At 73.8% G+C, this 15,104-nt stretch carries 11 protein-coding genes; 6 read left to right on the forward strand and 5 right to left on the reverse strand.

Annotated elements, in window-relative coordinates; genetic code table 11:
• Positions 1-60 precede the first annotated feature (60 nt).
• Positions 61-1,569 carry an Nramp family divalent metal transporter gene (locus C6361_RS13265; protein ID WP_107267935.1) on the reverse strand — a complete coding sequence of 503 codons (1,509 nt, stop codon included), beginning with the start codon at positions 1,567-1,569 and terminating at the stop codon, positions 61-63.
• 306 nt (positions 1,570-1,875) lie between these two features.
• Here C6361_RS13265 and C6361_RS13270 point away from each other — a divergent pair, with 306 nt between their 5' ends.
• Positions 1,876-4,323 (forward strand): hypothetical protein, encoded by a 2,448-nt coding sequence (locus C6361_RS13270; RefSeq protein WP_107267936.1) that lies wholly within the window; start codon positions 1,876-1,878, stop codon positions 4,321-4,323.
• 36 nt (positions 4,324-4,359) lie between these two features.
• On the opposite strand, the gene C6361_RS13275 is transcribed toward C6361_RS13270, so the two are convergent.
• Both C6361_RS13275 and C6361_RS13280 read right to left on the reverse strand, forming a co-directional pair.
• Positions 4,360-4,692, reverse strand: coding sequence for a nuclear transport factor 2 family protein (locus tag C6361_RS13275; protein ID WP_107267937.1), 333 nt, complete (start codon positions 4,690-4,692; stop codon positions 4,360-4,362).
• 107 nt (positions 4,693-4,799) lie between these two features.
• Positions 4,800-5,762, reverse strand: a complete 963-nt coding sequence (locus C6361_RS13280; protein WP_159079311.1) for a hypothetical protein — start codon at positions 5,760-5,762, stop codon at positions 4,800-4,802.
• Between the two features lie 348 nt (positions 5,763-6,110).
• Between C6361_RS13280 and C6361_RS13285 the strand changes: the two genes are divergently transcribed.
• On the forward strand, positions 6,111-8,936 hold the full coding sequence (locus C6361_RS13285) for a tetratricopeptide repeat protein (protein WP_107267939.1): 2,826 nt from the start codon (positions 6,111-6,113) through the stop codon (positions 8,934-8,936).
• Between the two features lie 16 nt (positions 8,937-8,952).
• On the opposite strand, the gene C6361_RS13290 is transcribed toward C6361_RS13285, so the two are convergent.
• On the reverse strand, positions 8,953-9,663 hold the full coding sequence (locus C6361_RS13290) for a response regulator (protein WP_369931426.1): 711 nt from the start codon (positions 9,661-9,663) through the stop codon (positions 8,953-8,955).
• On the reverse strand, positions 9,642-11,111 hold the full coding sequence (locus C6361_RS38150; RefSeq protein WP_234359472.1) for a sensor histidine kinase: 1,470 nt from the start codon (positions 11,109-11,111) through the stop codon (positions 9,642-9,644). The genes C6361_RS13290 and C6361_RS38150 overlap by 22 nt, the downstream gene beginning before the upstream one ends.
• Before the next feature lie 130 nt (positions 11,112-11,241).
• On the opposite strand from C6361_RS38150, the gene C6361_RS13300 reads away from it, so the two are divergent.
• The 4 genes from C6361_RS13300 to C6361_RS13315 all read left to right on the forward strand — a co-directional run bounded on the left by C6361_RS13300 (position 11,242) and on the right by C6361_RS13315 (position 15,069).
• Entirely contained in the window at positions 11,242-12,141 is a 900-nt protein-coding gene (locus C6361_RS13300) for an ABC transporter ATP-binding protein (RefSeq protein WP_107258152.1), read from the forward strand.
• Positions 12,138-12,962: an ABC transporter permease gene (locus C6361_RS13305; protein ID WP_107267940.1), complete on the forward strand. Its 825-nt coding sequence runs from the start codon at positions 12,138-12,140 to the stop codon at positions 12,960-12,962. Before C6361_RS13300 ends, C6361_RS13305 begins: the two co-directional genes overlap by 4 nt.
• A 1-nt stretch (position 12,963) precedes the next feature.
• Positions 12,964-13,737, forward strand: coding sequence for a hypothetical protein (locus C6361_RS13310; RefSeq protein ID WP_234359473.1), 774 nt, complete (start codon positions 12,964-12,966; stop codon positions 13,735-13,737).
• Between the two features lie 99 nt (positions 13,738-13,836).
• Positions 13,837-15,069 carry a serine hydrolase gene (locus tag C6361_RS13315; RefSeq protein WP_107267941.1) on the forward strand — a complete coding sequence of 411 codons (1,233 nt, stop codon included), beginning with the start codon at positions 13,837-13,839 and terminating at the stop codon, positions 15,067-15,069.
• Positions 15,070-15,104: the final 35 nt, after the last annotated feature.

Consider the following 15,104-nt stretch of genomic DNA (forward strand, 5'->3'; position numbering starts at 1 on the left):
GGGAGGGCACGTCCGCCGAACGCGGCCGGTCCCTCCCCGACGGTCAGCTCCGCCGACGGCTCAGAACGTGATCAGCGGGTCACCGACGAAGTCGGCGATGAAGTTGACGAAGAAGAAGCCGAAGAACAGTACGTTCAGCACCAGCAGTACGTAGTGCCACGGGCGCGGCCGGGCCGGTCGGGGCAGCCGGCTGTTCAGATAGATCAGCAGGAACGGATAGAGCAGCGCGCCGAGGTTGGACATGTTCGCCGACCACTGCACCAGGTTGACCGGCACCGCCAGGTGCAGCACCACCGAGATGACCACGAGCAGCAGCAGCATGAACGGGTAGTAGAACTTGCGCGGGTCGCCCTCCAGCAGCCGGCGCAGCCGGGGACTGGTCGCGTGCGCGGCGTCGGTGCTGACCCGCACCATTCCCTCGAAGATGCCGAGCTGGGTGCTGAACAGCACCAGTACGCCGATCAGCAGCATGCCGTAGAACATCAGCGGCCCGTAGTCGGGTTCCAGGGCGGTGGCCACGAAGGTCGGTACGTTCGACGCGGTCGGCGCCTCTCCGGAGAGCTGCACCGCCTGCGCCATCAGGATGGTGGGGAGCAGCATGCCGAGCATCGCGCCGACGAAGAAGATCCCCCACATGTCGATCAGCAGCAGCCGGTACCAGCGCCGCCACCGGGCCGCGTTCGTCGGGTCGTCCGGGAAGGTGACCCCGTTGGCCAGCAGTTCCCGGCGGTCGCCGCGCAGCCCCGAGATGTAGCCGGTGCGGAAGCCCATCCCGTAGCCCTTGTCCCGGTAGTGGCCCATCACATACCAGTTGAGCCCGGAGACGAGTGCGGTGAAGCCGGCCAGCCCGCCGAGCTGGGTGGCGGTGATCCCCTCCGGCGGCGCGGCCGGGGTGACGAACCCACGGATCCCCTCCCACCAGATGTCCCAGGGCACCACGAAGAGCGCCACCAGCAACAGGGCCAGCAGGACGACGCTGACCATCACCCAGTTGGCGAGTTCGAGGGCCCGGCTGATCCGCTTCGCCCCGGCGGCGATCAGGAAGACCAGCACCAGCAGCGCGATCGCCCAGAGTCGGGGCTCCTCCGCCCCGGCCGGCGGGGCCTCGCCGTGCACCAACGCGTACATGCCCTGGCCGGCCGAGGCCGCCCACCCCCCGGCGATGAACGCGAAGATCACCAGGAACACCGACACCGGTACCCAGAGCAGGTAACCGGGCGGCACCCGCCCCCAGCCGACCACCGGAGCCTCGCCGGTGGCCATCACGTACCGGGAGCACTCGATGTTGTAGAAGGTCTGCAACACCGCCGAGATCAGGATGACCCAGCCGACGCCGACGAAGCCGAACTGGCCGACCGCCTGCGGGCCGAGCAGCCACTCGCCGCTGCCGATCGAGATGCCCAGCGCGATCAGGCTGGGGCCGAGGGCGTACTTGACCAGCTCGCGGGGGCCGAGCCTGCGGACCTTGAAGACCTCTTCGGGCTCGGGCAGGTCGGCCACCGCGAGCGGGGGACGGCTGGCGCCGAGTGGATAGGAGTGGACATCCGGGACCTCTGTTGCTTCCGCCATGAGATGCCTCCTTGGGAAGATCCCCCCGGGCATCAATCGTCATCCATCGGAAACCAGTACGCAATGATTGATCTCCATCAGCGCCCGGCCGGCGGCGGACCCACGGCCCGGCACCGGGATCCCGGTTGCACCCGATCGGGTCGGCGACGGTGCCGTGTCGGGGAACCGACCGGAACCGTTGACCAGACCGGAGCACGGTTGAGGTGTCAGGTTCCGTTCCCGTTCCGGGTGCCCCGAGGTTCGCCGGCCAGGCCGGCGAGCGGGCGCACCACCTGCCGCGGACCCTAGAAACCCAGGTGGTACGCCATGCCGCTGCAGCGCTACGACACGTCCCCGATCCCGCGTCCGTCCGGGCTCGTCCCGCCGGCCGCCGACCTGACGGGGATCACCGAACTCCGGTTGCACGGGGTGGGCGGGACCACGCCGGAAGACCTGCTCGCCGACGCGGCGCCGCAGCACGTCTCCGGCGACCGGATCGCCGGCTTCTACCGCACCGCCGACCTGCCCGGCCGGCACGTCGAGGCGTACTCCTGGGGTGGGATGACCTCGCGCAGCGGTGCCCGGGTGCTCTGGCTGCTGCTCTTCCCGTTCGCGCTGGCGAACGTGGCCGGCTGGATGTGCAGCCCGCAGACCCACCGCCGGCCGGCGCTGTTCCGGCTGCACCGGGCCGCGGTCCGCTGGGCGGCCCTCGGCCTGACCCTCAACCTGCTGCTCGTCGCCGCGATGACCGGGATGGAACTGCTCGGCTACCAGTGCGGCGGGCAGTCCGGCTGCGCCGACGACGCCTGGCCGGTACGCCTGCTGCACGACCCGCTGCTCGCCGGTCACCCGGCCCGGCGGATCCTGGCCGGCGCCCTGGTGCCGCTCGCCATGGTGGTCCTGCTGGCGGTTCTCGCGTTACGCACGATCAGCCGCTACGAGGCGGCCAGCCCCGGTGCGCCCGCCACCGGCCCGGCCAGCAGCGAGGGGGCGACGGCCGGACCGTCGACCGCCGAACCGGGGCCGAAGGTCCGGGGTGCGGCGCGCTGCGGGATCGGGCTGGGCGATCCGGGCTTCTGGGACGGCCGGCGCGGCGCACTGGAACAGGGCTACCTGCACATCGCCGCCGGGCTCGCCTTCGTCGCGCTGGTGCTCGGGCACACCGTACGGGAGACGGCGCGGCTGGCCGGGGCGCCGGTACACGCCCCGGTGCTGGCCCGGGTGGCGCTGGCACTCGCCGTACTCGTCCTGGTCGGTGCGCTGGTCTTCGTGGCCGCGCAACGCTGCCCGGCACCCGTCGCGGCGGTACTGCTCGGTGCGGCCGGTTCGGCGGTCTGCTGCGCCGGCTGGTTCGCCGCCGTGCAGCCGGCGTACCCGCAGTCGTTCGGCTACCTGCCCGGCATGCGCGCGGTGGCCGGACTGACCCTCGGCGGGGTACTCGGCACCCTGCTGCTGGTGCTCGCGGCGGTGCTGCCCGGCGGCTGGCGCCGGGGCACCTTCGTGATCTTCGGCCCGTTCGTCGCGCTCACCCTCAGCGTCTTCGCGCTCAACGTGGTGCTGATCAGCCTGATGACCCGGATCGCCGCCGTCACCGCCGAGGTGTCGACCCGGGTGCACCTGCCGGACGCGCCGCCCGAGCGGGTCGAGTTGTATCTCTATCCGGTCCTCGGCCGGCTGGTCCACTACCTGACCCTCTTCCCGCTGGCGCTGATCCTGCTCTTCGCCGCCTACGAGCTGGTCAGCTACTGGCGGGCCGGGGCGGACCGGGCCGAGCGGGAACGGATCCGGGCGTGGTACCGGGAGCACTCGCCCCGGCCGCGGACCGAGCCGCGCTGGCAGCGCAGCTCCCTCACCGACGAGGCCCGCCGGCGGCAGCGCACCGTCCGGCTCTGGCAGGCGATGCTCGGCCGGGGCTGGGAGGCGCGGATCGCCCGGGCCCGCCGGTTCGCCCGGATGCCGCACGACGTCGACAAGCTGCTCACCGCCATCGCGGCGATCGGCACGGTCCTGCTGGTCGTGCTCCAGGTGCGGTACTGGGTCTTCGGCAAGCTGCCCTGGGGGACACAGTGGACGTTCACCCTCGGCAGCTACCTGGCGGCCGGCATCCCCGTCCTGATCATCCTGGTACTCCGCCGGGGCTGGCGGGACCTGCACAGCCGGCGCCGGATCGGGGTGCTCTGGGACGTGCTCACCTTCTGGCCGCGCGCCTACCACCCGCTGGCGCCGCCGTCGTACGCCGAGCGGGCCGTTCCGGAGTTGCAGCAGCGGCTGTGGCGGATCCACGACAGCGGCGGGCGGGTGGTGCTGGCCGCGCACAGCCAGGGCACCGTACTGGCCGCCGCCGCACTGCTACAGCGGGACAACCGGCCGGACGACGACGTGGTCGCCCTGGTCACCTTCGGCTCGCCACTGTCCACACTCTACGGCTGGGCCTTCCCCGCCTATTTCGGCGAACGGGTGCTGGGCCGGCTCGCCCCGACCGGCGGCGCTCCCGGGGTGGCCCTGCACGCCTGGCGGAACTTCTACTACCGGACCGACTACATCGGCGGCCGGATCTTCACCGCCGGACGGCCACCGGCCGAGGTCGACGTGGAGCTGCCCGACCCGGTCAGCAACTGGTACGTGCACGGGCAGCCGGCCCCGGCGGCGGCCCGGCACTCCGGGTACTGGGTCGACCCCGCCGTCTGGCGGGCCGTGGACGACCTCGCCGAGGCGGTCGGCGCGGTACGCAGGGTGCCCCGGCAGGGCCGGTCCGCGCTGCACGAGGAGGCCTAACCAGCAGGAGGCACAGCCACGAGGCACAGCCCCGGATCAGGGGGCGATGCGGAGCCGCCGGATCGCCGTGTCGTCGTACTCCTCGAAGCGGAAGCGGAGCCCGGCGAAGGGGCTGCCCGGGAAGTCGCCGGTGATGGTGGCGGTCACCACCGTCCCGGCCGGCGTCTGCGCGACGTCGGTGATCTCGTAGCTGACCAGCGGCACCGCAGCGCGCCAGCGGCGGATCTCGGCGACGCCGTGGTAGGTCTGCCCCTCGTCCTCGACCACGGCGTCCTCCGCGAACAGCCCGAGGTACGCCTCGGTGTCCGGTCGTGAGGCGTACTCGAAGTATCGCCGGATGATCTCGGGTGTGGGGTTTCCGCTGGTCATGCTGCCCCTCCTGACGCGGACGGCCGGCGGATGCCGGACATCGCCGATCCTGCACCACGGCTACGACAGCCACCGTCGGTATCCGCGGATCCACGGTCGGTCGGCCGTCACCGTCGGGTCTGCCGCGAGTACGCCAGCGCCGCCACCGTCAGCCCCAGCCCCCAGAGCAGGTACGCCGGCATCGAGACCCAGAAGAACCAGAGCGGGTACGTCCCGACGCCCGGATCCCAGCTCCCGGTCACGGTCTCCACCGCCAACTGTCCGGTGCCGACGCCGAAGTAGACGACCAGCAGCAGGCCGAGCCCGAAGCCCGGGCCGAGCAGCAGCCAGCGGGGCACCGGCCGCCCGCCCCGCAGCGGCACCCAGCGCGGGAAGACCCGCCCCCAGGAGTGCGCCAGAGCCAGCGGCAGCAGTACTCCGGCGAGCAGGAACCCGACCTCGAAGGCGAGTACGGCCGGCCCGTCGGCGAACGGGATCTCCGCCGTCCCGGCGGCGTACTGCGCGGCGAGCCGGGCCAGGCACCCGGCCACCGCCAGATACGCCGCCGCGAAGGCCCACCGGGGCGTACCGGCGATGCGGCCGCCGAAGAGCGGGCGGTCGCCCCGGACCCGTCGCCGGTACCCGTTGGTGGCGACCGCCAGCAGCACCCCGCCGGTCAGGCAGCCGAGCCGGCCGGCGATCCCGGCCGGGTCGACGGTGAGACCCAGCCCGGGGATGAGCACGGCGACGACGTCCAGCAGGAGCAGCGGGCAGAGCGTCACCAGCGCCGCGCTCACCCCCCAGCCCGCCCCGGCCAGCGGCCACCGCCAGCGGTCCGCCCGATGGAGCGCGACCGCCAGCGGTGCCGCCGCGCCGACCAGGGCGACCGCGCCCCAGCCGGCGACCGGGAAGAGATCGGTGCCCAGCGGCGGGAACTCCGGCGCGTCACCCGACGCCCAGTGGACCCGCAACCCCCCGTACCCGATCGCCCAGAGCAGCACCGCGCACGGTGCCCAGGCCGGCGCGGTCCGGCCCGGCCAGCCCCGCCGTCGCCGTGCCCGTACGTCGATTCCGTGCCGCTCCCCGGTCATGTCCCCAGCCTCGCCGCCGCCGGTCCCGGCCGGATCCCCCACCCGACGGGCCGGCCTCCCCCGTCGGAGGGACGCCGGGTCGGCGACGGAACCACTGGTACGGCAGGGACGGCAGCACCCCAACGAGGCAGGCGAGAACGGGCATTCCGGGCCGCAGCCGTTACCACGATCTCTAGCCTGGAGGTGCGGATTCGTCACGAAAGGGGACCGAACCGAGAACCATCGGTGGCCGAGATGCCTCATCGAGCAAAAAGAACGTCGCACGGTATCCAGCGGTCCGAGCAGTGGGAGCAGCCAGCGCCCCGGCGGATCGGCAGAGAATCCCGGGCCGCGCCCGCCGCGCTGCCGATGCCCCGGCCCGGGCGGGCCCTCGGCTGGCAACTCCTCAGCACCGGAGCCCTGCTCGCCGCGCTGGTCTGGATCGGCCGGACGCACCTGCGGGCCGGTCGCCCCGACACCTGGCTACTCAGCCCGCTCGACGGTCTCGCGATCACCATCGGCGGCGACGGGCCGCACCCGATGCGGCACCGGCTCGGACTGCTCGTGCTGGCCGTGGTCTGCTTCGCCGCCTGGCGGCACCGCCGCCGGGTCCGGCTCGCCTACCGGCCCGGACCGGTCGACGTGCACGAGTTCACCGACGCCACCCCGGACCGCAGCGCCCCGGTCGACGACCTGAAGAGCCAGTTCTGCCAGCGGCTCTCCGAGACGCACATCTATCCGCCGTACGCCGGACCCGCCGACCCGCCGCCGGAGACCTTCCTCGACGTGGCCAGCGGGGTCGACCCGCGCAGCGGCAACCCGCTGGTCATGCTGCTCCAGATGCTGCCCCGGCTCTGGCCGAAGATCGGCTACCGGGTGACCGGGGTGTTGCAGGTACGCGCCCAGGAGCCCTGCTACGGCGTCTGCGCCACCGTCACCTCGTTCCTCGGCGGCGGCCGCAGCGCGATGACCACCCAGTGGGGCGGCACCTGGGAGGAGGCGACCCGGCGGACCGCGTACTGGGTGCTGGCCACGATCCTGCCGGTGACCCGGCTCGGCCGGGCCGCCCCGTGGCGCAACTGGTGCGGTCGGGAACTGCCGGCGGCGCTCTTCGCCGCCTACAACAAGGGCAAGGAGTTGCAGGACCGGCGGCAGTTCGACGAGGCGCTCCGCTACTACGGCGTGGCGCTCGGGCTCGACCCGTTCAACGCCGACCTGCGGGTGATGGTGGCCAGCGTGCAGGAGGAGATGGGACTCTTCCTGGACGCGCTCGACACGTACCAGTCGGCACTGGTGCTGCGCGAGCAGGGCGGCTGGTACGACGACCACATCTGGACCACCCGCGCCGACCGGCTCCGCGACCTGCCCCGGCACCTGCTCGGTACGCTGCGCCACCTGCGCCGCCGCCCGGATTCGATCAAGCTGCGCTACCAGTACGCCTGCACCCTCGCCTACACCGAGCGGACCGTGCACCAGTGGTTCAAGCAGGACGGGATCGGCGACCGGGAGAAGGTACGCCGGCAGATGCGACAACGCCTGGAGAAGGCGTTCGTCGACCGGTACTGGCCGGTGGTGGTGACCTTCGCCGACGCGCCCGGAGAGCCGGCCGCCAAGGAGTGGCTGCGCCGGGTGCTGCGGGAGTTTCCCGAGGCGACCCGGGTGGTGTTCCAGATCGCCGCCGCCCAGGAGCTGTACCGGCTGCGCGAGGACACCGTGCTCGCCTGGTTCGTCCGGGCCAGCCGCTCCGAGGTGACCCACTCGGCGCTGCTGCTGCTCCGGGACGTCTGGGCGCCGCTGCGGCTGGCCCGGGCGTGGCACGACTGGGCCGCCACCGGCTGGCAGCCGGTGCACCGGCCCGGCACGTCCGGGATCGACGGGCCGGCGCACCAACCCGCCGCGCCCGGAATCGACGGGCCGTCCGCCGACGGCGGGGAGCCGCCCGAACCGGTCGGACCCTTCGACGACGGGGGCTGCCTCGCCGGCTGGTGGCGGCGCGGCCCGCGCACCCGGGCCCGGGCGCTGAGCCGGGAGTGGCCGTGCGGCGGGGTACTGCTGGACCGGGCCATCCGGCGGGCCCAGCGCCGCCGGTGGCCGAGGCGCCCGCTGCGGTCGTTCGACTTCTACAACGCGGCCTGCACCTACGCCTTCGCGCTCAAGGGGTACTTCCCGGAGTTGGAGCGGTCCGCCCCGGCGTACCTCTCGGCGGCCGGCCGGGCGCTGTGGCGGGGCCGCCGGCTGATCGCCGACGCGCTGCCGCTGGCGTACCCGCCCCGCTGGCACCGCCGGCCGGCCACCCCGCCGCTCGCTCCGGCCGGTCCGGCGGCCCCGGAGCCGACCCCGACCCCGCACCCGCTGCCGCCACCGGTGGCGCCGCTGGTGGCGAAGGCCGTGGAGCAGCTCCGGGCCGCGCTGGCCTGCGCCGAGAGCGGGGTCGCCGCCGACCGGCTGCGGCGGTGGATCCTGAGCAGCGAGCCCGATCTCGCGCCGCTGCGCCGGTTGCAGGACTTCGGGTACTTCGAGGAGGAGGTGTACCCGAGCCTCAAGGTGGTGCTGCCGCGCCCGGACAAGGTGATCAACTCCCGGATGTCGGCGTACGCCAAGGAGTTGCTCCGGCAGGGTGCCGTACTCCTCGAACAGACCTGGCACGACCGGGCCCTGCCACCCCGGACCGCCGACCCGCACCAGCTGATCCGCTGGCTCGACCTGGACGCGGAGACCTGGGACACGCTCTGCCGGATCGCCCTGGACCACGCCCGGTACTGGCGGGACCGGGCCGAGTTCATCCGGCTGCTGCGCGAGGCGGTCGACCCGATCCGGCTCGCCGAGGCCCGGTTCCCGCCGGCGATTCCGCGCTACGACGACCTCTGCCTGGCCGGGGCCGACCGGCTGGTCGGGGACGGCAGCCGGACCGAGGAGAACATCGAGCGGCTGGCCCGGCACAACATCGCGCTGGTGGACCGCCGGCTCAACGCCATCTACCAGACCGTCGCCGAGCACGCCGGGGACGGCAGCCTGCGCGCCCGGCGCCGGCTGGCCGAGCTGGACTACCGGGGCGAGCCGCTGCGCGGTGACGAGGCGCAGAGCATCTGCACCCGCCAGGCGGGGCGGTGGCACCAGGTCGCCGAGCGGATGCGCGAGACCGGCCCGGTGGTCGACACCAGCGGCCTGGAGCCGCTGCGCCCACGGGACCGCTGACCCGTCGCCCGCACAGTCAGACCAGCTCGGCGTCGTGCACGAGCAGGGCCACCTGGACCCGGTTGGTCAACTCCAGCTTGGTCAGCAGCCGGGAGACGTACGCCTTCACGGTCGCGACGCTCATGAAGAGCGCGGCGGAGATCTCGGCGTTGGACCAGCCCCGGCCGATCGCGACCGCGACCTCCCGCTCCCGGGCGCTGAGCGCGTCGAGCAGCCGTACCGCGCGCTCCCGCCGCAGGTCTGCGTCGCGCCGGGCGGTCGTACCCGCGCCGGTCACGTGTGCGATCAGCTTTCGGGTGACCGTCGGGGAGAGCGTCGCCTCGCCGGCCGCGACCCGGCCGATCGCCGCGACGATCTCGGCCGGCGGGGTGTCCTTGAGCAGGAAGCCGCTGGCCCCGGCCCGCAGCGCCCGCAGCACGTACTCGTCGACGTCGAAGGTGGTCAGCACCAGCACCTCCGGCGGCTGCGGCAGCCGGCGCAGCGCCTCGGTGGCGGCCAGCCCGTCCATCCGGGGCATCCGGATGTCCATCAGCACCACGTCGGGGCGGTGTGCGGCGACCGCCGCCAGCACCCCGCTGCCGTCGGCCACCTCGCCGACCACCCGCAGCTCCGGCACCCCGCCGAGGATCATCGACAGCCCGGCCCGGACCAGCGCGTCGTCGTCGACGATCAGCACCCGTACCGGCCCGGCAACCTCCTGCCCGCTCACGCCGGCCACGGTAGCCAGGCCGCCAGCCGGAAGTCACCCGAGTCGGTACGCCCGTGCTCCAGCCACCCGCCGAGCAGCGCGGTACGTTCGCCGAGTCCGACCAGCCCGGTGCCGGTACCCGGGATCAGCGGCAGGGCCGACTGGCCGACCGGCCACGGATTGCGTACCTCGACGCTGAGCCCCAGCCCCGGCCGTCCCCGCGCGGTCACCAGCACACTCGCCCCCGGGGCGTGCTTGCGGGCGTTGGTCAGCCCCTCCTGCACGATCCGGTACGCCCCCCGCCCGACCCCGGCCGGCGCGGTCTCCGTCGAGGTCAACTCGGTACGCAGGTCCACCCGCATCCCCGCCTCCCGGGACTCGGCCACCAGCGCCGGCAGGTCGTCCAGGGTCGGCTGCGGCCGCTCGGGTGCCCGGTCCGGCCCGACCGGCGGCGGCCCCGACCGCCCGGTCACCGGCACCGGCGGGTACGGCGGATCCGGTGGGTACGCCTTCGGTCCGGACCCCCAGCCGCCGGAGATCGGCGCCGGCTCGACCGCCCGCTCCCGCTCTCCCCCGACCACCTGCTCCGCCCCGAGCACCTGCTCAGCTCCGCCCACCTGCTCCGCCCCGCCCACCTGCTCCGTCCCGCCCTCCGGCGGGTCCTCCCGGAGCACACTGATCACCTCGCGCAGGTCCTGCAACGCCTGGTGCGCACTGGTCCGGATCACCCCGGCCGCCCGGGCGATCTCCTCCGGCGGCGCGTCGGGGCGGAACTCCAGCGCCCCGGCGTGCAGGCTGAGCAGCGAGATCCGGTGCGCGAGTACGTCGTGCATCTCGCCCGCGATCCGGGTCCGCTCCAGCCGCCGGGCCGCCTCGACCCGCAACCGCTGTTCCGCCTCGGCCCGGTACGCCCGGTCCCGCCAGGAGAGCACGAGCTGCCGCCGGGCCCGGATGAACATCCCCCAGGCCAGCACCGAGGCGGTCAGGACCACGCTGAGCACCATCCCCACCCACGGCCCGTCGGACGGGTCGGGATTGCGGTACTCGTAGAGCACCGCGGCCCCGAGGTGTGCCACCAGCAGCGGGCCGGCCACCGAGAGCGGCCGGTGCACCACCAGGGTCAGCAGGATGATCAGGATGGCGATCCCGGACGGGGTGGAGAAGAGCGCCACCGGCAGGGCGGCGGCGGCCAGCGCGACCGGCCAGCGGCGGCGTACCCAGAGCGCCAGGCAGAGCGCGATGGTCAGTACCGCGTCGATCGCGACCGCGAGCCGCGAGTCGGCCCGGTCCGCCACCAGGGCCGGCTGCGGTCGCATCACGTCCCAGAAGGCGGCGAACGCGTAGCCGGAGGCGATCAGGAAGCAGAGCGTGTCGACGACCCAGTCCCGGGTCGACCGGCGCGGGCGGCGCCGGCCGGTGGCCGGGTCGGCGGTCAGGGTGGCCGGCAGCAGCCAGGGATGCTCGGGCCGAGCCGCCACACCAGTCATCAGCCAACTGTACGAACCGGCGCCGGGACCGGACACCAACCAAAGTCGACGTCCGGAAGTAGCCGAAGGTCGCCGGGGATGGACTCCGGGCCGCAGCGCCCGGCCGGCCGGACCCGGCAGGCTCGACCGCATGATCAGTGTCGAACACCTGACGAAACGGTACGGCCGGCACACCGTCGTCGACGACGTCTCGTTCCGGTGCGAACCGGGCACGGTGACCGGGTTCCTCGGCCCGAACGGTGCCGGCAAGTCCACCACGATGCGGATGATCTGCGGTTTCACCCCGCCGAGTGCCGGCACCGCCACCGTCGAGTCGGTCGACTACCGCCGGCTGCCGAACCCGGGGCGCCGGGTCGGGCTGTTGCTCGACGCCGGTGCCCAGCACCCGGGCCGGACCGGGCTGGAGACGCTGATCCTCTCGGCCCGCACCATCGGGGTCTCCCGGCGCCGGGTCGACGAGTGCCTCGACCAGGTCGGGTTGAACGCGGTCGCCGCCCGGCGGCGGGTCCGGGCGTACTCGTTGGGGATGCGTCAGCGGCTCGGCCTGGCGCAGGCGCTGCTCGGCGACCCCCGGGTGCTGATCCTGGACGAGCCGGCGAACGGCCTCGACCCGGAGGGGATCTTCTGGATGCGCGGCCTGCTGCGCGACTTCGCCGACCGGGGCGGAACCGTGCTGCTCTCCTCGCACCTGCTCCGCGAGGTCGAGGCGGTGGCCGACCGGCTGGTGGTGATCGGCGGCGGCCGGGTCGTGGCGCAGGGCAGCAAGGACGAACTGCTGGCCGACGCGGGCGCGCTGGTCCGGGCCCGAGACCCGGAGGCGCTGCGCGCCGCCCTGGACCGGGCCGGGCTGCCGGTGCGGTCCGGCACCGACGGCGGGCTGCTGGTCGGGGCCGACCCCGGCGCCGTCGGGCAGGCCGCCGCCGACTCCGGCGTGGCGCTGCTGGAACTCCGGCCGGCCGAGAGCGCCGGCCTGGAGCAGATCTTCCTGACCCTGACCGCTGGCGACTCCGTCCGGGAGGCCGTGAAATGACCACCGACACCACTGGGCGCACCGACACCAGGTCCGCCGGCCCGGCGGACCGACCCGGCGGGTACGACAGCGTCGGCCGGCCGACGCTGCTCCGGTTGACCCTGGTCGAGCTGCGCAAACTCGCCGACACCCGGGCCGGCTACTGGCTGCTGATCACCATCGGCCTGATCGCGGCGATCATCGTGGCCGTGCTGCTCTTCACCGCTCCCGACCCCGACCAGCGGTTCGAGTACTTCTTCGCGCTCTCCCAGATCCCGGTCGGCGTCCTGCTGCCGATCCTCGGCATCCTGCTGGTGACCACCGAGTTCTCCCAGCGCACCGTGCTGACCACCTTCGCGCTGGTGCCGCAGCGGCACCGGGTGGTCGTCGCCAAGCTCGGCGCCGGGGTGGTCGCGGCGCTGATCTCCGTACTGGCCAGCCTGGCGACGGCGGCCCTCGGTACCGTGATCGCCGGGCTGACCGGCGACGGCGGCTCCTGGTCCACCGACCTGTCGGCGTTCGTCGGCGCGGCGGTCTTCCAGACGGTCAACGTGCTGCTCGGCATCGCGTTCGGCCTGCTGCTCCAGAGCACTCCGCTGGCGATCGTGCTCTCCCTGGTGCTCCCGATCGCCTGGTCCATGCTCGGCGGGATGATCGAGCGGCTGCGCTCCGCCGCCGAGTGGCTGGACACCGGGCTCACCACGGCCGCCCTGGTCGAGCCGCCGGACCCCGGACACCTGGACGGCGGGCAGTGGGCCCGGCTCGGCGTCTCGGTCGCGGTCTGGGTGCTGCTGCCGCTGCTCGCCGGGCTGGTCCGGACGGTACGCCGGGAGGTGTCCTGAGGTGACCGCCGAGGCGACCCCGCCGGACCGTACCCGGGCGTCCCTGCCCGGCGAGCCGATCGTGGTGGCCGAGCCGGCCAGCCTGGTGGCGCTGGTCTGGATCCTCTTCCCGCCGCTCGGCGCCGCCCTGCTCTGGCTGGTACAGGCGTCGGCGGGCTGGGTGGCGTCGCTGCGCTGGATGCCGATGCGCGGCCCGTTCATGCTGATCGACGCGGTCGACGAGCCCTGGGCCACCGGCGGCGCGCTGCTCCTCGGCACCCTGGGCGGACTGCTGGTGGCCGGGATCGCCGCCGCCGAGCGGCTGACCGTCACCGTCGCCCGGGACGGGGTGACGCTGGTCCGGGGCACCGCCACCCGGCGGGTCGGCCGGGCCGAGATCACCGGGGCGTTCCGGGAGGGGAAGCGGCTCGTCCTGCTCGGGCCCGCCGCCGAGGAACTCGCCCGGGAGTCGTCGGACCTCTCGGCCGACCGGCTCCGGGCCGCCTTCGAGGCGCACGGCTACCGCTGGTACCCCGACGGCGACCCGTACCGGGCGGAGTTCCGGCGCTGGGCCGATGCCGACCCGGAGCTTCCTGCCGGAGCGAACTCGCTGCTCAAGGCGCGGCAGCGGGCGTTGGACAGCGGCGACAAGGCGGATGTGGCCGAGTTGCGGGTCGAGCTGACCCGGCTCGGCGTGGTGGTCCGGGACGAGGGCAAGCGGCAGTACTGGCGCCGGACGCGGCCGCCCGGAGCGCACCCGGACGGGTCGGCCGGTCGGCCGGTGGGGCCCGGCTGACCCGGTGGCCGGACGTACCGGCCCGGGTGCGGGGGTGTGCCGGGACCGACGGCCGACGGTCGTTGCCGCCCTTTCCGGGGCGGCAGTATGGTTCGGCGAATGAGCCTCCAGCGCAGCGTCGACCCTGACCAGGTCGGCTTCGACCCGACGAGGCTGGCCCGAGTCGACGAGCACTTCGCCCGGTACGTCGACGCGGGGCAGTTGGCCGGCTGGCAGATCGTGGTGACCCGGCGGGGCGAGATCGCGCACTCTTCGACCTACGGGATGCGGGACCGCGAGGCGGGGCTGCCGGTCGAGTCCGACACCCTCTGGCGGATCTACTCGATGACCAAGCCGGTCACCTCGGTCGCCGCGATGATCCTCTGGGAGGAGGGCCGGCTCCAGCTCACCGACGAGATCAGCCGCTGGCTGCCGGAGTTCGCCGACGTCCGGGTCTACGACCGGGGGTCCGCGCTGAAGCCCTACACGGTGCCGGCGGTCGAGCCGATCCGGGTCTGGCACCTGCTCACCCACACCGCCGGGCTGACCTACGGCTTCCTACAGACCTCGGTGGTCGACGGGCTCTACCGGGCCGCCGGATTCGACCTCTATCCCCCGCCGGGCTTCGACCTGGCCAGCGCCACCGAGGGCCTGGCCCGGCTGCCGCTGCTCTTCCAGCCCGGCACGGCCTGGGGCTACTCGGTCGGCACCGACGTGCTCGGCCGGCTGGTCGAGGTGGTCTCCGGCCAGTCGCTGGACGCCTTCTTCACCGACCGCATCCTCGGCCCGCTGGGCATGACCGACACCGGCTGGTGGGCCGAGGGCGCCGACGCGGACCGGCTGGCCGCCTGCTACGCCGCGCACCCCGGCACCGGCCAGGCGATCCGGTACGACCAGGTCGGCGCGCTGGCGCTCAAGAAGCCACCGCTGCTCTCCGGCGGTGGTGGGCTGCTCTCCACGGCGGCCGACTACCACCGGTTCACCCAGTTCCTGCTGCGCGGCGGCGAGCTGGACGGGGTACGCCTGCTCGCGCCGCGTACGGTCCGGTTCATGACCCGCAACCACCTGCCGGAGGGGCAGGACCTGGGGCGGCTCTCCACCGGCGGCTTCGCCGAGACGTCCTTCGACGGGATCGGCTTCGGGCTCGGCTTCGCGGTGGTACTCGATCCGGTGCCGAGCCGCACCCCGAGCAACGCGGGCGAGTACTACTGGGGCGGCATGGCGAGTACGGCGTTCTGGGTCGACCCGGTCGACGAGGTCACCGCGCTGCTCTTCACCCAGCTCGTCCCCTCCAGCACCTATCCGCTCCGGGCCGAACTGCGTCAGCTCGTCTACGCGGCCCTGGTCGACTGACCCGGGCCGCCGGCCGGTTCGGTGCGTCGCCGCCC

The organism is Plantactinospora sp. BC1 (genome assembly GCF_003030345.1).
GTDB lineage: Bacteria > Actinomycetota > Actinomycetes > Mycobacteriales > Micromonosporaceae > Plantactinospora.

Excerpts from the sequence above, each read along its gene's own strand:
- C6361_RS13305 (WP_107267940.1), top strand. The coding sequence starts at position 12,138 with ATGACCACCGACACCACTGGGCGCACCGACACCAGGTCCGCCGGCCCG.
- C6361_RS13265 (WP_107267935.1), bottom strand. The coding sequence starts at position 1,569 with ATGGCGGAAGCAACAGAGGTCCCGGATGTCCACTCCTATCCACTCGGC.
- C6361_RS13275 (WP_107267937.1), bottom strand. The coding sequence starts at position 4,692 with ATGACCAGCGGAAACCCCACACCCGAGATCATCCGGCGATACTTCGAG.
- C6361_RS13270 (WP_107267936.1), top strand. The coding sequence starts at position 1,876 with ATGCCGCTGCAGCGCTACGACACGTCCCCGATCCCGCGTCCGTCCGGG.
- C6361_RS38150 (WP_234359472.1), bottom strand. The coding sequence starts at position 11,111 with ATGACTGGTGTGGCGGCTCGGCCCGAGCATCCCTGGCTGCTGCCGGCC.
- C6361_RS13315 (WP_107267941.1), top strand. The coding sequence starts at position 13,837 with ATGAGCCTCCAGCGCAGCGTCGACCCTGACCAGGTCGGCTTCGACCCG.
- C6361_RS13285 (WP_107267939.1), top strand. The coding sequence starts at position 6,111 with ATGCCCCGGCCCGGGCGGGCCCTCGGCTGGCAACTCCTCAGCACCGGA.
- C6361_RS13280 (WP_159079311.1), bottom strand. The coding sequence starts at position 5,762 with ATGACCGGGGAGCGGCACGGAATCGACGTACGGGCACGGCGACGGCGG.
- C6361_RS13300 (WP_107258152.1), top strand. The coding sequence starts at position 11,242 with ATGATCAGTGTCGAACACCTGACGAAACGGTACGGCCGGCACACCGTC.